This is a genomic window from Humibacillus xanthopallidus (genome assembly GCF_006717145.1).
Taxonomy (GTDB): Bacteria; Actinomycetota; Actinomycetes; order Actinomycetales; family Dermatophilaceae; genus Humibacillus; species Humibacillus xanthopallidus.
Genome location: NZ_VFQF01000002.1, coordinates 310,833 through 328,495 on the forward strand (window position 1 = coordinate 310,833; position 17,663 = coordinate 328,495).

13 protein-coding genes are annotated in these 17,663 nt (G+C 71.7%); all 13 read left to right on the forward strand.

Annotation, left to right across the window (positions count from 1 at the left end; genetic code table 11):
- Positions 1 to 143: 143 nt before the first annotated feature.
- Entirely contained in the window at positions 144 to 1,289 is a 1,146-nt protein-coding gene (locus FHX52_RS12350) for an inositol-3-phosphate synthase (RefSeq protein WP_141822436.1), read from the forward strand.
- On the forward strand, positions 1,286 to 2,197 hold the full coding sequence (locus tag FHX52_RS12355) for an SCO3242 family prenyltransferase (RefSeq protein ID WP_185747264.1): 912 nt from the start codon (positions 1,286 to 1,288) through the stop codon (positions 2,195 to 2,197). The genes FHX52_RS12350 and FHX52_RS12355 overlap by 4 nt, the downstream gene beginning before the upstream one ends.
- Positions 2,194 to 3,075, forward strand: coding sequence for a sugar phosphate isomerase/epimerase family protein (locus tag FHX52_RS12360; protein ID WP_141822438.1), 882 nt, complete (start codon positions 2,194 to 2,196; stop codon positions 3,073 to 3,075). The genes FHX52_RS12355 and FHX52_RS12360 overlap by 4 nt, the downstream gene beginning before the upstream one ends.
- Positions 3,072 to 3,686 (forward strand): EboA domain-containing protein, encoded by a 615-nt coding sequence (locus tag FHX52_RS12365; RefSeq protein WP_141822440.1) that lies wholly within the window; start codon positions 3,072 to 3,074, stop codon positions 3,684 to 3,686. The genes FHX52_RS12360 and FHX52_RS12365 overlap by 4 nt, the downstream gene beginning before the upstream one ends.
- 11 nt (positions 3,687 to 3,697) lie before the next feature.
- Complete coding sequence (locus FHX52_RS12370) at positions 3,698 to 4,588, forward strand: TatD family hydrolase (protein WP_141822442.1); 891 nt, start codon at positions 3,698 to 3,700, stop codon at positions 4,586 to 4,588.
- Positions 4,589 to 4,590: 2 nt separating this feature from the next.
- A complete protein-coding gene (eboE, locus tag FHX52_RS12375; protein WP_141822444.1) occupies positions 4,591 to 5,817 on the forward strand; it encodes a metabolite traffic protein EboE in 1,227 nt (408 codons plus the stop codon).
- A complete protein-coding gene (locus FHX52_RS12380; protein ID WP_141822446.1) occupies positions 5,814 to 7,229 on the forward strand; it encodes an alkaline phosphatase family protein in 1,416 nt (471 codons plus the stop codon). Before eboE ends, FHX52_RS12380 begins: the two co-directional genes overlap by 4 nt.
- 149 nt (positions 7,230 to 7,378) lie before the next feature.
- A complete protein-coding gene (locus FHX52_RS12385) occupies positions 7,379 to 8,692 on the forward strand; it encodes an ROK family transcriptional regulator (RefSeq protein ID WP_141822448.1) in 1,314 nt (437 codons plus the stop codon).
- Between the two features lie 216 nt (positions 8,693 to 8,908).
- Positions 8,909 to 14,014, forward strand: a complete 5,106-nt coding sequence (locus FHX52_RS12390; RefSeq protein ID WP_141822450.1) for a ThuA domain-containing protein — start codon at positions 8,909 to 8,911, stop codon at positions 14,012 to 14,014.
- A gap of 250 nt (positions 14,015 to 14,264) precedes the next feature.
- The gene (locus FHX52_RS12395) at positions 14,265 to 15,272 is read left to right on the forward strand and encodes a sugar phosphate isomerase/epimerase family protein (protein ID WP_141822452.1); all 1,008 of its coding nucleotides are present in this window, start codon (positions 14,265 to 14,267) and stop codon (positions 15,270 to 15,272) included.
- 111 nt (positions 15,273 to 15,383) lie between these two features.
- The gene (locus FHX52_RS12400) at positions 15,384 to 16,577 is read left to right on the forward strand and encodes a ThuA domain-containing protein (protein ID WP_141822454.1); all 1,194 of its coding nucleotides are present in this window, start codon (positions 15,384 to 15,386) and stop codon (positions 16,575 to 16,577) included.
- Positions 16,578 to 16,774: 197 nt separating this feature from the next.
- Positions 16,775 to 17,146 carry a VOC family protein gene (locus tag FHX52_RS12405; RefSeq protein ID WP_141822456.1) on the forward strand — a complete coding sequence of 124 codons (372 nt, stop codon included), beginning with the start codon at positions 16,775 to 16,777 and terminating at the stop codon, positions 17,144 to 17,146.
- A 129-nt stretch (positions 17,147 to 17,275) separates the two neighbouring features.
- Positions 17,276 to 17,662, forward strand: a complete 387-nt coding sequence (locus FHX52_RS12410) for a YciI family protein (RefSeq protein ID WP_141822458.1) — start codon at positions 17,276 to 17,278, stop codon at positions 17,660 to 17,662.
- Position 17,663: the final 1 nt, after the last annotated feature.

Below are 17,663 nucleotides of genomic sequence, written 5' to 3' on the forward strand. Positions count from 1 at the left end.
AACGGTTCCCGGCGGCGAGGGCCCATCTCCTCGCCGCCGGGGCACCGGCCCCACCCCAGCACCACCCCGCACGCGCACCACAGCACCACGCACCATCCGCACGCAGCACCACCCGCACCCCGACTCGATGAGGAGAACGAGACATGAGCGACGCACGAACAGGTCTCTGGCTGGTCGGAGCCCGCGGCTCCGTGGCCACCACCGTGGCGACCGGACTCGCCCTCATCACCGCCCGCGGCCACGGCACCGACGGCCTCGTCACCGAGCAGCCCGACCTCGCAGCAGCCGGGCTCGTCGCGCTCGACCACCTCGTCGTCGGCGGCCACGACGTCGTCGACGTGCCGCTCGTCAAGCGTGCGGCTCAGCTCGCCGACGCAGGCGTCATCCCGCACACCGCCCTCCACCTCGTCCACGACGAGCTCGAGCGCACCGACCACCGGGTCCGCGGCGGCTACCGGGCCGGCCACGAGGACCAGGCCGCTGCCGTCGAGCGGCTCGCCGCCGACATCCGAGCCTTCCGTGACGACGAGGGGCTCGCCCGCGTCGTCGTCATCAATGTCTCCTCGACCGAGGCCGTCGTCGAGCAGCAGCCCGGTCACGAGAGCCTCGACGCGCTCGAGCGCGCCTGGGCGGCAGGGGACTCGCCGCTCCCGCCGAGTGCCGTGTATGCCGCTGCGGCCTTCAGTGCAGGCGCTGCCTTCATCGACTTCACCCCCTCGACGGGGGCGCGGCTGCCGGCGCTCGAGCAGCTCGCCGAGCGGCACGGTGTGCCGTGGGGAGGCAGTGACGGCAAGACCGGCGAGACGCTCGTCAAGTCGGTGCTCGCCCCGATGTTCGCCGCCCGCTCGCTCCGCGTCCGCTCGTGGGCCGGAACGAACCTCCTCGGTGGCGGCGACGGCGCCACCCTCGCCGACCCCCAGGCGATGGAGAGCAAGGCCCGCAGCAAGGCCCGCGGCCTCGAGGCCATGCTCGGCCACCCGGTCGACGGGCCCGTGCACATCGACAACATCGCCGACCTCGGCGACTGGAAGACGGCGTGGGACCACCTGACCTTCTCGGGCTTCCTCGGCACGCGCATGTCGATGCAGTTCACTTGGCAGGGCTGTGACTCCAGCCTCGCGGCACCGCTCGTCATCGACCTCGCGCGGCTCGCCGACCTCGCGCTGCGCCGCGACGAGGTGGGCCCGTTGCCCGCTCTCGGCTTCTTCTTCAAGGACCCGGTCGGCTCCGACGAGCACCGTCTCTTCGAGCAGCTCCGCGTGCTGACGGAGTGGGCGACCGCGCCGTGACCCGACTGCGCGACCTCGCCGAGCTGGTGCGGGCGCCGGCCGCGCTGAGCGTGCCCGGTGACTCCCTCGCCGGTGCGTCGAGCTCCGGCTGGCCGCTGGGCACTGGACTGTCGGGTGGCGTCCGCTCAGCAGCGCTGCCTCTGGCCTCGACCTGCCTCTACTGGGCGGGGATGGCGCTCAACGACTGGGCCGACCGTGAGGTCGACGCGGTCGAGCGTCCCGAGAGGCCCATCCCGTCCGGGCGTGTCTCTGCGACAACGGCGCTCGCGGTGGCCGGCGGCCTCACCGCAGCGGGCCTCGGCATCGCCGGGCTTGCAGGTGGGCGTCGGACCCTGGCCGTGGCCACTGTGCTCGCCGCCGCCGTGTGGGCCTACGACCTCGGGCCCAAGGAAGGGCCGCTCAGCGTCGCCACGATGGCCTCGACGCGAGGTCTCGACGTGCTGCTCGGTGCGAGTGCCGGCGGCTGGCCGGCGCTCCAGCGTGCCGCGGCACCAGCCGCGCTCGTCGCGCTGCACACTGCCGGGGTCACTGCCCTCAGCAGGGGAGAGGTGCGCGGCGGCTCCGTGGCGGTCGCCCAGGGCTGCGTCGCGACGACGAGTGCCGTCGCCGTCGGCTCGGCGGTGCGGGCACTGACCGCACCCGTCTCTGGCAGAACGGGTTTCGCCTCGCGCGCCGTCGCGCTCGCCCTGACGGGGTGGTATGCCGTTGGCGTCCTGCGCGCCCAGGTGGCCGCCGTGCGCACTCCCGATGCAGCCACGGCACGACGGGCGACCGGCATCGGCATCCGCGGTCTCGTGCCACTCCAGTCGGCTGCCATCGCTGCTGCGGGCAACCCCGGCCTGGCGCTCGGTGTCGCCGCGTCGGCCCCGGTCGGCGCCTTCGCGATGAAGCGGGTGTCGGCCACATGAGCCTGCGCTTCGGCTACGGCCTCAACGGCTTCACCGACCACCGCCTGGCCGATGCCCTCGCGGTCCTCGCCGACCTGGGCTACGACGGGGTGGCCCTGACCCTCGACCATGCCCACCTCGACCCCTTCGCCCCGGACCTCGCCGGCCGCACTGCGGCTGTCGGCGCCCTTCTCGCCCGTCACGACCTCGGTGTCATGGTCGAGACGGGCGCCCGCTACGTGCTCGACCCGCGGCGCAAGCACGAGCCGACGCTCGTGTCGCACGAGGGTCGCGAGCGACGGATCGAGCTCTTGCACAGAGCGATTCAGGTCGCTGCCGATCTCGGCTCGCCCGCCGTCTCCTTCTGGAGCGGCATCGCGCCGCGCGACGCGAGTCGCGACGTGTGCTGGGCTCGCGTCGAGGAGGGCGTCGAGTCGCTGCTCCCCGTGGCCGAGGCGCACGGCGTCGACCTCGCCCTCGAGCCCGAGCCCGGCATGTTCGTCGAGCGCATCGGCGACGTCATCGAGCTGCGACGCCGGCTCGGGTCGCCCGACCGGTTGCGCCTCACGATCGACGTCGGCCACCTGCGGTGCACCGAGGACGCCGACCCCGCCGCCTGCGTGCTCGGCGCTGCCGACCTCGTCGCCAACGTGCAGATCGACGACATGCGCCGAGGGGTCCACGAGCATCTGCCGTTCGGTGAGGGCGAGGTCGACTTCCCGCCTGTCCTCGCCGCGCTGTCGGCGATCGACTTCACGGGGCTCGTCGCCGTCGAGCTGCCGCGTCACACGCACGCCGCCCCCACCCTCGCGGCCGCGAGCCTCGACTTCCTGCGCGACGCCGAGCGGCTCGCGCAGGTGGACCGTCCGGACCGACGACCGCAGGAGGTGGCCCGATGAGCCCCAGCACGACCCCCGCGACGAACCCCATGACAACCCGGGACGCGATCGCGCAGGTCGCGAGCGACCCTGCCACGATCGAGCGGCACTTCCCTGCCGCGGCACGCATCGCGACCCGAGAGGGGCGTGACGGGGACGCGGCGCGCAGGGAGCTGCTGCTCGCGATCCCCGGCCCGGCGGCATACGTCGTCGACCTGGTGCGCCGGGTCTACGAGCACGGCGACCCCGCCGAGCGGCGGGCGGTGCTGCTCGCGCTCCCCGCGCTCGACGCCCCCGAGCGGAGCAACGCCGTCGGCGACGCCGCCCTGCCCATCGTGCGAGATGCGTTGCGCACCAACGACACCCGTCTCGTCGCGGCTGCTCTCGGGCCGTATGCCGCCACCTACCTCGACGACGATGCCTGGCGTCAGGCGTTGCTCAAGGTGATCTTCATGGGCATCCCCGTCGAGCAGGTCGCCGGCCTGGCCGAGCGATCCGACGCCGAGCTCGCCCGCATGGTGCGCGACTTCGCTGCCGAGCGCGAGGCCGCCGGACGCATCGTGCCCCCGGACGCCCTCACCGTCCTCGCCCTCGTCGACACCCCCGACCCCAGCCCGTCCCGGGCAGACTGAAGGAGCCTCACGTGCGCATCTTCGACCCGCACATCCACATGACTTCCCGCACGACCGACGACTACGTGCGCATGCACGCGGCCGGGGTGCGGGCCGTCGTCGAGCCGTCCTTCTGGCTCGGCCAGCCGCGCACCAGCGTCGGCTCGTTCACCGACTACTTCGACTCGATCCTCGGGTGGGAGCCGTTCCGCGCCTCGCAGTACGGCATCGCCCATTTCGCGACGATCGGGCTCAACCCCAAGGAGGCCAACGACGCCCGCTGTCGCGAGGTGCTCGACGTGCTGCCGCGCTACCTCGTCAAGGATCGCGTCGTCGCGGTCGGCGAGCTTGGCTACGACTCGATGACCCCGGAGGAGGACGACGTCTTCGCCGCGCAGCTCGCCCTCGCGGCCGAGCACGAGCTGCCGGCGCTCGTGCACACCCCGCACCGTGACAAGCTGACCGGCACGCGGCGCACGCTCGACGTCGTGCGCGAGTCGGCCGTGGCCCCGGGCGCCATCATCGTCGACCACCTCAACGAGATGACGGTCGGCGTCGTCGCCGAGTCCGGCTGCTGGATGGGATTCTCGGTCTACCCGGACACGAAGATGGACGAGCACCGCATGGTCGAGATCCTGCGCCGCTACGGGCTCGACCGGATGATCGTCAACTCCGCCGCCGACTGGGGCAACAGCGACCCGCTCAAGACGGTGCGGGTTGCCGAGGCGATGCTCGCGGCGGGCTACACCGACGACGACGTCGACCGGGTGCTGTGGCGCAACCCCGTCGAGTTCTACTCGCAGAGTGGGCGACTCGAGCTGCCGGACACGCTGGCGGACGGCGCGCAGCCCCGCGACGAGGAGCTCGTCGGTGCCGGCGCGACGTTCGAAGGCAACTCCGTGCTGCGCGGCGCGAGGGACTGACCGTGCGCCTGCGCCACTCCGACGGGCAGACGGTCCACGTCGCCTACTGCACCAACGTCCACCCCGGCGAGGACGTCGACACGATCATCGGCCAGCTCGACCGCTTCGCGCTGCCGGTGCGCCGGCACCTCGGCGCCGACGTGCTCGGTCTCGGTCTGTGGCTGAGTGCACCCGTCGCCCGGACCCTCGCTGAGGACCCCACTGCCACCGAACGGCTGCGCGGTGAGCTCGACTCACGTGCCCTCGAGGTGGTCACCCTCAACGGCTTCCCCTACCGCGGCTTCCAGGACGAGGTCGTCAAGCACCGCGTCTACCACCCGGACTGGACCGAGCGGGCGCGGCTCGACTACACCGTCGACCTCACCGAGGTGCTCGCTCGCCTCCTGCCTGACGACGCCGCACGCGGCAGCATCTCGACGCTGCCGCTCGGGTGGCGCCACCCGTGGTTCGGGGACCGCCAGGCGCTTGCCGCCGAGCAGTTCGACCGGCTCGCCGACCACCTCCACGCCCTGCGAGCGCGCACCGGCCGCGAGATTCGGGTCGGCGTCGAGCCGGAGCCCGGCTGCGTCATCGAGACGACGAGCGACCTCGTGGAGCGCATGGACGGCTGGGACACCGACGTGCTCGGGGTCTGCCTCGACCTCTGCCACCTCGCCGTCGGCTTCGAGGACGCCGCCGTCGCCGTGCCCCGGCTCGCGGCCGCGGGACGCCGCGTCGTCAAGGCCCAGGTGTCGGCGGGCCTGCACCTCGAGCACCCGGCCGACGCCGACGCCCGCCTCGCGCTCGCCGCCTTCGACGAGGACCGGTTCCTCCACCAGGTGCGGGCCCCCGGCGACACGGCAGGACGGGGGGAGCGAGGGGAGCGCGGCGAACCCGGCCCCCTGCGAGCCCGCGACGACCTCGGCGACGCCCTCGGCGGCATACGGCCACTCGACCCGGCGCCGGGCGGGGTCGAGCGGCCGTGGCGCGTGCACTTCCACGTGCCGCTGGGGCACGCGCCCGAGCCGCCCCTCGCGTCGACCACGGACGACCTGCGTGCCTCGCTGGGCGTGCTCGTCGGTGGCGAGACGGCCCTGACCGACCACCTCGAGGTCGAGACCTACACGTGGTCGGTCGTGCCCGAGGCGCACCGGCCCACCGACGACGCCGCCCTCGCCCGGAGCATCGCGGGCGAGCTGGCCTGGCTGCGCGACACGCTCATCGACCTCGGACTCAAGGAGCCCGCATGACGACCGACGCCCACTCCACCCAGCAGCCGGCCAAGGTGCTGCTCCTCGACGTCGTGGGGCTCACCCCGCGGGCGCTGCAGGACATGCCACGACTGCGCCGGCTCGCGTCGGCAGGCTGGCAGGCGCCGCTCGAGACCGTGCTGCCCGCCGTCACCTGCTCCGTGCAGTCGACGATGTTGACCGGGCGACCCGTCGCCGAGCACGGCGCCGTGGGCAACGGGTGGTACTTCCGCGACCTCGGCGAGGTCTTCCTCTGGCGCCAGCACAACGCGCTCGTCGAGGGCGAGAAGGTCTGGCACGCGCTGCGCCGCGCGCACCCCGGTGCCCGCGTCGCCAACGTCTGCTGGTGGTACGCGATGGGCATGGACGTCGACTCGATCGTCACCCCGCGGCCGATCTACCACGCCGACGGCCGCAAGTCGCCGGACTGCTACACGCGGCCGGCTTCCTTGCACGACAGGCTGATCGAGCGCCTCGGCGCGTTCCCGCTCTTCCAGTACTGGGGCCCGACGGCCTCGATCGCATCGTCGCGCTGGATCATCGAGGCGACCCGCATCCTCCTGCCCGAGCACGACCTCACGCTCTCCTACGTGCCCCACCTCGACTACGACCTGCAGCGCTTCGGCCCGGAGTCGCAGCAGGCCCGGGCGGCCGCCGCGGAGCTCGACGTCGCGCTGACACCGCTCCTCGATGACGCCGAGCGCCTCGGCGTCAGCGTCGTCGTCGTGAGCGAGTACGGCATCACCGCCGTCGACGAGCCCGTCGACGTCAACCGCGTTCTGCGCCGCGCCGGCCTGCTCGAGGTGCACACGCAGGCGGGGATGGAGTACCTCGACCCGTGGGCCTCGCAGGCCTTCGCCGTCGCGGACCACCAGGTCGCCCACGTCTACGTCCGCGACGCGGAGCGGCTCGGCGAGGTGCGCGCCCTGCTGGAGGCCGCCCCGGGCGTCGACCAGGTGCTCGACCGGGCCGGCCAGGCGGCATACGGCCTCGACCACGAGCGCAGCGGTGACCTCGTGCTCGTGGCGACGCCCCGCGCGTGGTTCACCTACTACTACTGGCTCGACGACGACCGCGCGCCCGACTTCGCCCGCGGTGTCGAGATCCACCGCAAGCCCGGCTACGACCCCGCCGAGCTCTTCTTCGACCCCGCCGACCGCTCCGCCAAGGCGCGCGCGGGGCTCAGCCTCGTGCGCAAGAAGCTCGGGCTGCGGTATGCGATGAGTGTCGTCCCGCTCGACCCGCGGTGGGTGCGGGGCAGTCACGGGCGCCTGCCGCAGGACCCGACCGACGGGCCCGTCGTCATCACCTCCGACGCCGGCCTGCGCCGCGAGGCGGTGGCTGCGGCCGACGTCCACGACCTCGTGCTCGAGGCGGCCGGGGCCGCCGTCACGACGAGCGGGACCGCGTGAGCGGCTCTCGACCTGCTTCCCACGGAGGCTCCACGGGCGCCGGCGGCACCCGCGCATCCCATGACGTACAGGGAGAACACAGGAAAATGGCGGGAAACCTTGACGTTCGCGACACGTCCTCTTTAGTTTGTTGTCCCAACGTACTAGCGATGACGCTGGTCACTTCGGAGGTGGCGGCCGTGACGGTCTCGGAGGGTTCGGCGTCACGCTTCGGCGCCCGCAGCACGGCCGACCAGATGAGCGTGCGACGCCACAACCTCTCCGTGGTGCTCAACCACCTACGCCTCCACGGTGGGCGCTCGCGGGCCCGCATCGCCGCAGAGACGGGGCTCAACAAGGCCACCGTCTCGAGCCTCGTCGCCGAGCTGCTCGCACGCGGCCTCGTCCGCGAGGGGGAGATCGAGCGGGGCAGCGTCGGCCGTCCGGGTCAGACGATCGAGCTCGACGCGCACAACTTCATCGCCCTCGGCGCCGAGGTCGCGGTCGACTACGTCTCGGTCATCGCGACGAACCTGCGCGGCGAGCCGGTCTCCGAGCAGCGGCTGGCCCTCGACACCGCTCGCCTGCGGGCCGAGTCGGTGCTGGGCCGCCTCGCGGGCCTCGTCGACGCCGTCATCGACCCGCTCGCCGCCGCGGGGGCGGTGCCGGTCGGTCTCACCCTCGCCCTGCCCGGCATCACCGACCCGGCCTCGGGGCTGGTGTGGGACGCCCCCAACCTCGGGTGGCACGAGACCGCCGTCCTCGAGCCGCTGCGGCGCCACCTCGGCGACCCGGCCTATCCCCTGCTCATCGAGAACGAGGCGAACGCCGCGGTCCTCGCCGAGCTCGACGTGCGCGGCCGCACGGCGCCCCCGGACCTGCTGCTCATCACCGGCGCGACGGGCGTCGGCGGCGGCATCGTCACCGGCGGCCGGCTGCTGCGCGGCAGCCGCGGCTTCGCCGGCGAGCTCGGCCACATGCAGGTCGACCCCGCCGGGCGCCGCTGCCGGTGTGGGCGGGTCGGCTGCTTCGAGACCGTCGTCGGCCTCGGCGCCCTGCTGCGCGCCCTCGCCCCGGCCGACGACCCGGTGCGCGACCCGTCGATCGACGTCGTCCAGCGGCTCGACGAGGTGCGGAGCCGGCTCGAGGCAGGTGACCCGCGCGCGCTCGCCGCCGTCGAGCAGATCGGTGACGGCCTCGTCCAGGGCTGCGGCAGCCTCGTCAACATCTTCAACCCCGGCATGGTCGTCCTCGGCGGCTACTTCGCCGCCCTCGGACAGTGGTTCGCGCCGCGGCTGCGGTCCGAGCTCGACACGGAGGTCTTCGCCCCGAAGTCGGGGGGCTGCCGCATCGAGCTGTCCACCCTGGGCTTCTCGGGCGCCGTCCGCGGGGGCGCCCTGCGTGCGACGCGCCACGTCTTCGACGAGCCCGGCCTCGTGCCCTACCGGGCCGATGCCGGTCAGCTGTCGGGCGCCATGTCCTGACCGGCGCCACGGATCGCCTGCTCGGTTGCAGCGAGCAGTGAGGGGGCGCCGGCCCGAGACCCCGGCGCAGAAGGACACCACCTCGACCGCAGGACCCGAGCTCGACCTCCGAGCTCGACCACTGAGCCGTACCGCAGGACCAAGGGCCGAACGACCGGGGACCCGCCCCGGACAGCAGGGAGCGCACCACACCACCTTCTCAAGGAGGAGCAGGGGATGAGATTGCTCACGAGTAGGGCATGGCAACGCACACGACGGCTGATCGCCGTCGTCGTCGCCATGCTCGTTGTCCTGCCCATGGCGGTCACCTGGTCGGCCGGTGCGGCTTCGGCCCACGACGGCCACGGAGAGACCGACCCGTTCACCGCTCTGGTCTTCAGCAAGACCGCAGCCTTCCGGCACGGGTCGATCCCGGCCGGGGTCGCCGCGATCCAGAAGCTCGGCACCGACCACGGCTTCACCGTCGACACGACCGAGGACGCCGGCGCCTTCACCGACGCCAACCTCGCCAAGTACGACGTCGTCATCTGGCTCTCGACGACCGGTGACGTCCTCGACACCAGCCAGCAGGCGGCCTTCGAGCGCTACATCAAGGCCGGCGGCGGCTACGCCGGCGTCCACGCCGCATCCGACACCGAGTACGACTGGCCGTGGTACGGCGAGCTCGTCGGGGCCTGGTTCTCCGGCCACCCCGCCGGCACCCCCGCCCACACCGTCAAGGTGCAGGACCACGCCCACCCGTCGACGGCCGAGCTCCCCAGCCTGTGGAACCGCACCGACGAGCTCTACAACTTCCGCACCAACCCGATGGGCAAGGTGCACGTCCTCGCCTCGCTCGACGAGAACTCCTACTCCGGCGGCACGATGGGCGCGGAGCACCCGATCTCCTGGTGCCGCGACTACGACGGCGGCCGCGCCTGGTACACCGGTCTCGGCCACACCGACGCCAGCTTCACCGACCCGCAGTTCCTCACCCACCTCCTCGGTGGCATCCGGACCGCGGCGGGCGTCGTCTCGGCCGACTGCGCGGCGACGCTGCCCGCGAGCTTCGAGAAGGTGACGCTCGACGACAACACGGCCAACCCGATGGAGCTCGACATCGCCGAGGACGGTCGCGTGTTCTACGTCGACCGCAACGGTGAGGTCCGGGTCATCCAGCCGAACGGCAACGTGTCCACCGCCGGGACCCTCCCGGTCTACACCGGCCAGGAGTTCGGTCTCCTCGGGATCGCCCTCGACCCCGACTTCGCGACGAACAGCTGGATCTACCTCTACCACTCGCCGGCAGGCGCCGCGTCGGTCGACCGGGTGACGAGGTACACCGTGAGCGGCAACACCCTCACCATGGCGTCGGCGACCGAGATCATCGAGATCCCCGTGCAGCGCAACGAGTGCTGCCACGCCGGAGGAGCCCTCGAGTTCGACAACGACGGCAACCTCTACATCGCGACGGGTGACAACACCAACCCGTTCGCCTCCGACGGCTACGCGCCGCTCGACGAGCGCGCCGGCCGGTCCGCCTGGGACGCCCAGCGCTCGTCCGCCAACACCAACAGCCTGTCGGGCAAGATCCTCAAGATCACGCCCAAGGACGCCGGCGGCTACGACATCCCCGCCGGCAACCTCTTCGCCCCGGGCACCGCGAAGACCCGTCCCGAGATCTTCGGCATGGGCTTCCGCAACCCGTTCCGCATCGGGCTGGACGAGCAGACGGGCGCGGTCCTCGTGGCCGACTACGGCCCCGACGCCGGGTCCGCCAACCCGAGCCGCGGGCCGGACGGGCGCGTCGAGTGGAACATCGTCGACAAGCCCGGCTTCTACGGCTGGCCGTACTGCGTCGGGACGAACACCCCCTACGTCGACTACGACTTCGCCACGACCCAGTCCGGCTCGGCCTACAACTGCGCCGCCCCGGTCAACGACTCGCCCAACAACACGGGCCTGACCCAGCTGCCGCCGGCCATCGGCGCGGAGCTGTGGCAGGGCAAGTCGAGCACGGCGAACCCGGAGATCGGCGGCAGCGGTGCGCCGATGACCTCGGGGACGTACGCGTACGACCCCGACCTCAAGTCGGACCGCAAGTGGCCGGCGTACTTCGACGAGAAGGCGATCTGGGCCGACTGGAACAACAGCCGGCTGTTCACGGTGCAGCTGAACGAGCAGCACACCGACGTCGTCGACCTGAACCGCTTCCTGCCCAACCTGCCGATGACGCGGCCGCACGCGCTGCAGTTCGGCCCGGACGGTGCGCTCTACATGATCGAGTGGGGCAGCGGCTTCGGCGGCAACAACGCCGACTCGGGGATCTACCGGATCGACTACGTCCAGGGCAACCGGGCACCCATCGCCCGCGCGACCGCCACGCCCCTGTCCGGGCCGGCGCCGCTCAAGGTCGACTTCGACGGGTCGGGGTCGCGAGACCCGGACGGCACCGACGTCACCTACGCCTGGGACTTCGACGGTGACGGCACGACCGACTCGACCGCCGCGGTCACGTCGCACACCTACACCACGGTCGGCGACTACACGGCGCGTCTCACCGTGACCGACGCGGACGGCCGCACGGCCGTGTCGAACATCGACATCGTCGTCGGCAACACGGCGCCGAAGGTCGAGATCATCGCGCCGGTCGACGGCGGCTTCTTCGAGTTCGGCGACACGATCTCCTACGAGGTCAAGGTCACCGACCCGGAGGACGGCGTCATCGACTGCGACAAGGTCGTCGTCCAGCCGGCCCTCGGCCACGACGAGCACGCCCACGGCTACGAGCAGTACACGGGCTGCTCCGGCACGTTCCCGCTGCCGGGCGACGAGGGCCACGTGGGAGCCGACATCTTCGGCACCATCACGGCCTCCTATACCGACAAGGGTGCGTCCGGCGCCTCGGCCCTGACGGGCCAGGACACCGTCGTCGTCCACACGAAGCGCAAGGAGGCGGAGTTCTTCGACGCCACCGGTCGCGTCGGCTCGGGCACGAACGGCGACCCCGGTGTCGTCGTCGAGGCCGCGAGCGACACCCTCGGTGGAGGCAGCAACATCGGCTACATCGAGCCCGGTGACTGGATCCGGTGGGACGTCATGAACCTGACGAACATCGACACCATCACCATGCGCGCGGCGTCCGATGCCGGCGGAGCCGACTGGGAGGTCCGCACCGGATCGCCCGACGGCCCGGCCGTCGCCAAGATCCGGGTGGAACCCACGGCGGGCTGGCAGAGCTACCAGTACTTCTCGGGCAAGGTGAGCGGCGAGACCGCCACGGTGTCCGGGCCGCTCTACTTCGTCCAGCTCACCGGTGGGTCCAACATCAACTGGATCGACTTCGGTGGTCGTGGGGTCACGGAGAACCAGCGGCCGGAGCTGCGCCTGACGGCGACGCCGACGACCGGTGACGGGCCCCTCGCAGTCGCCTTCACCGCGACGGCGACCGACCCCGACGGGGACGACCCGATCACCTACACGTGGAACTTCGGTGACGGAGCGACCGGCGACACCGGCCAGACCGGTGCGGCGACGCACACCTACACCAAGCCGGGCAGCTACCGGGCGACGGTCACGGCGACCGACTCCCGGGGTGCGAAGGCGTCCACGTACGTGGCGATCCGGGTCAACACGCCGCTCCCGACATGCTTCACCGGACGTTCGGACGGCTTCGACGGCACGGCGCTCGACACCAAACGGTGGGACAGCAACGTGCGGGCCAACAGCGACCTGTCCGTCGCGGACGGCCACCTCGTCATCAAGCTCGCGGCGGCCGACCTCTACGGAGCCACAGGCGGCGCGACGCCGAACCTCGTGCTGCAGCACCTCCCGGGTGGTGCGTTCGAGGCCACGACCAAGGTGACGTTCCCGGCAGTCCGCCAGTACCAGCAGGCGGGTCTGATCATCTACGGGGACGACAACAACTACATGAAGCTCGTCATGCAGGGCAGGACGGCCTCGCCCGACCCCGCGGGCCGGGTCATCCAGTTCCTCACCGAGGTGGGTGGCACCGCGTCGGAGACGAACTCGGCCGCCCTGGGCGCCTCCTTCCCGGAGACGTTCTGGCTGCGCCTGTCGAGCAGCAACGGGCTCGACGTCACGGCTCAGTACAGCGCCGACGGCAACACGTGGAACACGATCAGCGGAACGCGGTCCCTCACCGGGATCAACGAGCCGCGCATCGGTCTCTGGGGCACGGCCAACCAGGCCGCCGCCCTGCCGATCACCGCGAAGTTCGACTACTTCACGCTGACCCCGGACGACACCGCCACGGACTGCACCGTCAAGGACACGACCGCCCCGGTGGTGAAGGTCGCGAGCGACCCCGCCTCCCCGGACGGCGCCAACGGCTGGTTCAACGGGCCGGTGACGCTCACGGCGTCGGCCACGGACGACGTGACCAAGGCCCCCGCCATCGAGTACCGCGTCGGTGACGGAGCGTGGGCGGCATACACCGGCCCGGTCGGCCTCACCACGGACGGCACGTATGCCGTGCAGTTCCGGGCGACCGACGAGGCCGGCAACACCTCGGCGGCCACGACGGTCGACGTGAGGATCGACTCGGCCGGCCCGAAGGTGACCGTCAAGGACGGCGCCGAGTTCACAATCGGCTCGGGCGGGGTCTACTCGAAGGTCTCGTTCAAGCTGAACGATGCGAACAAGGTCGACCGGCTGACCCTCAACGGCGTCGAGAAGGACCTCACTGACGACGTGTGGTCCGACCTCAACGGCGTCAAGCCAGGCGTCTTCGGTGGCAAGGAGGGGACCAACACGCTCGTCGTCTTCGACGTCGCGGGCAACAGCACGACGGTCGCCTTCACGCTCGACTCGAAGGGGCCGGAGGTGACGGTCAAGAACGGCGCCGAGTTCACGCTCGGCTCGGGTGGGGTCTACGCGAAGGTGTCGTTCAAGCTCTACGACCTCAACAAGGTCGACCGCCTCACCCTGAACGGGAAGGAGAAGGACCTCACGGACAACGTCTGGTCCGACCTCAACTCGGTCGTGCCTGGTGCCTTCGGCGCCACGCTCGGTGTGAACACCCTCGTGGTCACGGACGTCGCCGGCAACGCCACCACCGTGACGTTCACGCTGGAGACCCCGGCGAAGGTCGCGAGAGTCGTGATCGCGGACCGCGTCGACGCCGGTGACCTCACGGCCCAGCAGGCCAAGGGGCTCACCGACCGGCTCGACAACATCGACAAGCACACCGCGGCCGGTCGCACGGACGCGGCGAAGGGCGCCGTCGACGCGTTCGCGACACGGGTGGAGACCACGGTGAAGCAGGCGGAGCCCAAGGCCGTCCTGCTCGCCCTCGCGGGCCTCATGCGGACGGGGCTCTAGGCAGTGTTCCGTCACGAGAAGCTCGGTCTCGACCCGGACTCGCGCCGGTGGACCACCCGACCGCCGGTGGATTTTCGGCCCACCGGCAGCCGGGAGCCGCGCTCCCCGTGACGGAGGGGCGCGGGTGCCGCAAGCACCCGCGTCCCGGCGGGCCGGTGCCGGGGCAGTGCGCTCCGTCCCGGCACCGGTTCGCCGCAACCTACCAACGTCCCGCACCCCCGGGACCGCACTGAGAGAAAGAGAGCACCTCATGACACGACCCATCACCCTCTTCACCGGACAGTGGGCCGACCTGCCTTTCGAGGAGGTCGCGAGACTTGCGGGGGAGTGGGGTTACGACGGTCTCGAGATCGCGTGCTGGGGCGACCACCTCGACCCCTGGCGCTGGGACGACGCCGCCTACGTCCAGTCCAAGCGGGACGTGCTGGAGCGCAACGGCCTCAAGGTCTGGACCATCTCGAACCACCTCAAGGGTCAGGCCGTCTGCGACGACCCGATCGACAGCCGGCACCGCGACATCCTCTCTGACCGCGTCTGGGGCGACGGGGACCCCGAAGGGGTGCGCCAGCGCGCGGCCGAGGAGATGAAGAACACCGCGCGGCTCGCGGCAGCGCTGGGCGTCAAGACGGTCACCGGCTTCACCGGGTCGTCGATCTGGAAGTACGTCGCGATGTTCCCGCCCGCATCGGAGGCGCTCATCGACGCGGGGTACCAGGACTTCGCCGACCGGTGGAACCCCATCCTCGACGTCTTCGACGAGGTCGCGGTCCGCTTCGCCCACGAGGTGCACCCGTCCGAGATCGCCTACGACTACTGGACGACCGTGCGCACGCTCGAGGCCATCGGGCACCGTGACGCGTTCGGCCTCAACTGGGACCCCAGCCACATGGTCTGGCAGGACATCGACCCGGTCGGGTTCCTCTGGGACTTCAAGGACAAGATCGCCCACGTCCACTGCAAGGACACGAAGAAGCGGGTCGGCAACGGCCGCAACGGCCGGCTGTCGTCGCACCTGGCGTGGGCGGATCCCCGGCGCGGCTGGGACTTCATCTCGACCGGCCACGGCGACGTGCCGTGGGAGGACGCGTTCCGCATGCTCAATGCCATCGGCTACGACGGCCCCCTCTCCGTGGAGTGGGAGGACGCCGGCATGGACCGCCTCGTCGGGGCACCCGAGGCGCTCTCCTTCGTGCGTCGCCTCTCGTCCTACGAGCCGTCGGCCGCAGCCTTCGACGCCGCGTTCTCGACGAAGGACTGACCCCAGCAGTCATCGACTGCACCTCACCCGGAGCGCCCCACACAAAGCACCTCACACAAAGCACCTCACACGCAGCACCTCACACGCAGCACCTCACACAAGGAGACCACCATGACCACGACACACCGACGTGTCGGTGCCGGACGCCTGCTCGGCACCGTAACGGGGCTCGCCGCCCTCGTGCTCGGGTTCGGGGCGGCGTCGGCGGGCGCCGCCGACAGCGCCGCCAACGCCGCCAACGCCGCAGCAGCGCCTACGGCTGCGGCGGCAGGGGACTACAAGGTCCTCGTCGTCGGCAAGACCCTCGGCTTCCGGCACTCGCACATCGACGAGACGACGCACGCCGTCATCGACATGGGCCGTGAGAGCGGCTTCACCGTCGACGTCTGGGACCCGCCGAACAGCTCCGGCGGCTGGTGGGGACCGGGGTCGCCGGGCCAGCCCGACGTCACGATGGCGAGCACGCCGTTCACGAGCGCGGCGAACCTGTCGCAGTACGCGACGATCATCTTCGCCTCGCCGGTCGACAACACGAACAGCATGAACCCGGCCACGCCGAGGCTGCTCAACGACGCTGAGCTCGCAGCGTTCCAGGGCTACATCCGCGGCGGCGGTGGCTACGTCGGGCTGCACGCCGCGACCGACACCATGCACTCGGTGCCGTGGTACAGCAAGCTGTCGGGCGGCGGGGCCCGCTTCGTCAACCACCCGGCGCAGCAGACGGCGACGATGCGGGTCGAGGACCCGACGCACCCCTCGACGGAGCACCTGCCGCGCACGTGGGTCCGCTTCGACGAGTGGTACAACTTCAGCTCGAACCCCCGTGACTCCGTGCGGGTCCTCATCACCCTCGACGAGTCGACCTACACCGGCGGTCGGATGGGCGCCGACCACCCGATCTCGTGGTGCCACAACTTCGAGGGTGGCCGGTCCTGGTACGAGGGCGCCGGTCACGTCGACTCCTCCTACTCCGACCCGGTCTTCCTCGAGCACCTCAAGGGCGGCATCGAGTGGACCGCCGGCAAGGTGAGCGGCGGTGGCGACTGCGTGACGTTCAACGAGGTCAAGGGCCTGCTCGGCGCGTCCGACGACGGCTCGATGCGCACCCAGAAGCTGACGGCGCAGGTCGGAGAGCGGCTCGCGGCCGCCGAGACGGCGGCCGACGCCGGCGACCGTGACGCCGCGCTGCAGGCGCTGCAGACGGCCCGCGGCAAGGCCAACGGCCTCATCGACCAGCACGCGGTCTCCGGCAAGATCGCCGACCTCATGGAGTGGCAGGAGGGCCTGCGCGCCGCTGGCCTGTGAGCCGACCGGCGTGAAACCCAGCCACAGGGGCGTGGCCGCAGCACTGCGGCCACGCCCCTGCGGCATACCCCGGCCTCGACGGGCGACGGCGCGCCGGCGGCCCCCGCGGGCCCCGCGGCCCCCCGGCGGCCCCCGCGGGCCGCGGCGGACCTCGGTAGGCCTCGACGCGCCTGCTGGCCCGGGGCTAGCGTGCGGGCATGAGGCTCGTGCAGATCGCCCAGCACGCCGACGACCTCGGGCGTGCGGCCGCCTTCTATGCAGACCTGCTGGGCGCTGCGCCGGTCGCCACCTTCGACCCGCCGGGACTCGTCTTCTTCGACGTCGGGGGTGTGCGTCTCCTGCTCGACCGGGCGGCGCCGAGTGCCCTGCACTACCTGTCCGTCGACGACATCGACGCCACCGTCGAGCGCCTCCGCCACGCGGGTGCCCCCGTCGAGGCCGAGCCCCACGTCATCTTCGCCCACGAGGACGACTCGCTCGGGCCGGCCGGCAGCGACGAGTGGATGGCCTTCGTGAGGGACAGCGAGGGCAACCTCGTCGGCCTCGTCGAGCACCGCCCACGAGCCTGACGCGAAGAGCTCGGCGACAGCTGTCGATCGCGCCCGGCCCCGTTCGTGTAGAGGGTGAGCGGCGACCGTCCGGCCTCCGCCACCCCACCGCCACACCGCCATCACCCGGCACGAGCACCAGGAGCGATCATGGACACCACGCGGACCTACCTCATCAGCCTCTTCTCGGGTGACGGACCTCCGCCGCCCGAGGTCGACCTCGCCGCGATCATGGCCGACCTCGAGAAGGTCAACGACGACATCCGTGCCGCGGGTGGCTGGGTGTTTGCCGGCGGCCTCGCGGCCAGCACGTCGGCGACCGTCGTGCGCAAGCGCGACGCCGTCAGCGACGCGCTGCTCACCGACGGCCCGTTCATCGAGGCCAAGGAGCACCTCGGTGGCATCTCGATCGTGCGCGCCGCCGACTACGACGTCGCGCTCGGGTGGGCCGAGCGCATCGCCGGAGCCACCGGGCTCACCGTCGAGATCCGCCCCTTCGAGCAGGGCGGCCCCGGGCAGCAGCCGACCTCGGAGTGAG